This is a genomic window from Roseicyclus sp. (genome assembly GCF_052168335.1).
GTDB lineage: Bacteria > Pseudomonadota > Alphaproteobacteria > Rhodobacterales > Rhodobacteraceae > Roseibacterium.
Genome location: NZ_JBQLZP010000144.1, coordinates 1 through 2,772, shown reverse-complemented (window position 1 = coordinate 2,772; position 2,772 = coordinate 1). Strand labels below are relative to the sequence as shown.

The 2,772-nt window shown below is 69.5% G+C and carries 2 protein-coding genes and 1 pseudogene; all 3 read left to right on the top strand.

Annotation, left to right across the window (positions count from 1 at the left end):
* A pseudogene (locus ACTS11_RS04505) lies at nucleotides 1–201 on the top strand (permease); the annotation flags it as partial.
* 53 nt (nucleotides 202–254) lie between these two features.
* A complete protein-coding gene (locus tag ACTS11_RS04500) occupies nucleotides 255–1,415 on the top strand; it encodes an MFS transporter (RefSeq protein ID WP_442639148.1) in 1,161 nt (386 codons plus the stop codon).
* 267 nt (nucleotides 1,416–1,682) lie between these two features.
* Nucleotides 1,683–2,723, top strand: coding sequence for a substrate-binding domain-containing protein (locus tag ACTS11_RS04495; protein ID WP_442639147.1), 1,041 nt, complete (start codon nucleotides 1,683–1,685; stop codon nucleotides 2,721–2,723).
* Nucleotides 2,724–2,772 lie beyond the last annotated feature (49 nt).

The window sequence follows — 2,772 nt, the reverse complement described above, 5'->3', positions numbered from 1 at the left end:
CTGGTCGGCGGGCTGATGGAGCAGGGCATGGCACCGGGCGCCGGAATGGCCTTCCTCGTCGCGGGCGGCGTGACCTCGATCCCCGCGGCGATGGCGGTCTGGGCCATCGCGCGTCCGCCCGTCTTCGCGCTCTACATCGGCCTGTCGCTGAGCGGGGCCTTCGCGGCGGGGCTCCTGTTCCAGCTCTGGACGATGGCATGAGGCAGACCGGCGGGGCCTGCGTCCCGCCGGCGCGCTGCATCCGCTGACCCGCCATGATCCCGAGACTTGCGCCCGCGCGGCGCGGCGGCATCGTCGCCGCCCTCGGCACCTCGCTCACGGTGAGCTGGGCGTCGAGCTACTACATCCCCGCCGTTCTGGCCGTGCCGATGGCCGAGGATCTCGGTCTGTCCCCGGTCTGGGTCTTCGGCGCGTTCTCGATGGCCATGGTCGTCTCCGCCATCGTCGGCCCCTGGGCCGGGGCGCGCATCGACGGCTCGGGCGGGCGCGGCGTCCTCATGCTGTCGAACCTCGTCTTCGCGGCGGGTCTGGGCCTCCTCGCCGCGGCGCCGTCGCCGGTCTTCCTGTTCCTCGGCTGGGGCGTCATCGGGCTCGGCATGGGGATCGGCCTCTACGAGGCGGGCTTCGCCACGCTCGCGGGCATCTACGGCAAGGACGCGCGGGGCCCGATCACCGGCATCACGCTCATCGCCGGGTTCGCGAGCACGGTGGGCTGGCCGCTGTCGGGCCTGATGCTCGCGACATGGGGATGGCGCGAGGCCTGCCTCGGCTGGGCGCTGATCCACCTGTTCCTCGCCCTGCCGCTGAACGCGGTCCTTCCCGGCGGCACGAAGACCGTCCCCACGTCCGCACCCGAACCGCACGAGGGTCCGCCACCGTCGCCCTTTGCGTTGTCGCTCCTCGCCTTCGTGTTCGCGGCCACCTGGTTCAACTCGACCGCCATGGCCGCCCATCTGCCCGGCCTGCTCCGCGAGGCCGGAGCGAGCACGGCCGTCGCCATCGCCGCCGGCGCGCTGATCGGACCGGCACAGGTCGCGGCGCGCGTCCTCGAGTTCGGGTTCCTGCGGCGATACCACCCGCTGATCTCCACCCGCGTCGCCGCCGCCGCGCATCCCGTGGCGGCCGTGGCCCTGGTCGCCGTGGGCGGACCGGCGGCCTACGCCTTCGCGCTGCTGCACGGTGCGGGAAACGGCATCCTCACGATCGCGAAGGGGACGCTGCCACTCGCGCTCTTCGGGGCGGCGGGCTACGGGCAACGCATCGGCTGGCTGAACGCGCCCGCCCGCATCCTCCAGGCCGCGGCGCCCCTGATCTTCGGCGCGGCCCTGGCGGCCTGGGGCCTCTCCGCCATCTGGCTGACCGCGGGCGTCGGCGTCGCGGCGCTGGTGGCGCTGCTTCTGCTCAGGAGGACGTGACGCGGGAGGGTCTGGAACGACGCACCTGGCGAAGAGCGGCCGGGCATTCCCGAGAGTCACAAGGAGGCCTCGCGAAAATCGAGCATCTTGCGCCGGGATTCAGAAAATTCTCTTTCATGTCAGACAATTAGAGATCATGGGTCGGCATCCCCGATGCCCCCGGGAATTGTCATAAAAGTGTAATCTTAATTTTATAGAAACGTCACTCGGCGGCGGTATCGAGCGGCGGAGGACGGTTGCGTCCCGGACAAAACCTCAGGAGAAGTCATGTCTCATCTCAAGCTTTCCACGGCCGCCATCGCGGTCCTCGCGCTCACGGCGGTCTCCGCGGCGGCACAGTCGCGCGACAACGTGCAGATCGCGGGTTCCTCCACGGTTCTGCCCTACGCCTCCATCGTCGCCGAAGCCTTCGGCGAGAACTTCGACTTCCCGACCCCGGTGGTCGAGTCGGGCGGCTCGTCCACGGGTCTGCGCCGCTTCTGCGAGGGTGTCGGCGAGAACACGATCGACATCGCGAACTCGTCGCGCTCGATCCGCGAGTCGGAGATCGAGACCTGCGCGGCCAACGGCGTGACCGACATCATCGAGGTCCGCATCGGCTATGACGGGATCGTCTTCGCCTCCGACATCAACGGTCCCTCCTTCGCCTTCACCCCCTCCGACTGGTACCTCGCGCTGGCCGCGAACCTGCCGGTGGACGGTGCGATGGTCGCCAACCCGAACACGACCTGGTCGCAGGTCAACCCCGAACTGCCCGACCAGGCGATCGCGGCCTACATCCCCGGCACGCGTCACGGCACGCGCGAGGTCTTCGAGGAGAACGTGATCCTCGAGGGCTGCGAGGCCACCGGCTCGATGCAGGCGATGATGGACATGGGCATGGACGAGGATGCCGCCGAGGAGGCCTGCCTCGAGATCCGCGCCGACGGCGTGTCCGTCGACATCGACGGCGACTACACCGAGACGCTCGCGCGCATCAACGCCAACCCCGAGGGCATCGGCGTCTTCGGCCTGTCCTTCTACGAGAACAACACCGACCGCCTGCAGGTCGCGACGATGAACGGCGTCACGCCCTCCGTCGACACGATCTCGACCGGCGAATACCCGGTGTCGCGCCCGCTGTTCTTCTACATCAAGGCGGCGCATCTCGACGTGATCCCGGGCCTCCAGGAATACGCCGAGTTCTTCGTCTCCGACGACATCGCAGGACCCTTCGGCCCGCTCGCGGCCTACGGCCTCGTGTCCGATCCGGAACTGGCCGAGGTTCAGGCGACGGTCGCCAACCGCGTGACCATGGGCGGCATGTAAGCGCCTTCCGAGGCGTGCAATTCCGACGGGGCCGCGTCGCGCGGCCCCG

Bases quoted from the DNA above. Each gene is read 5' to 3' on its own strand.
- ACTS11_RS04500 (WP_442639148.1), top strand. From the start codon at position 255: ATGATCCCGAGACTTGCGCCCGCGCGGCGCGGCGGCATCGTCGCCGCC.
- ACTS11_RS04495 (WP_442639147.1), top strand. From the start codon at position 1,683: ATGTCTCATCTCAAGCTTTCCACGGCCGCCATCGCGGTCCTCGCGCTC.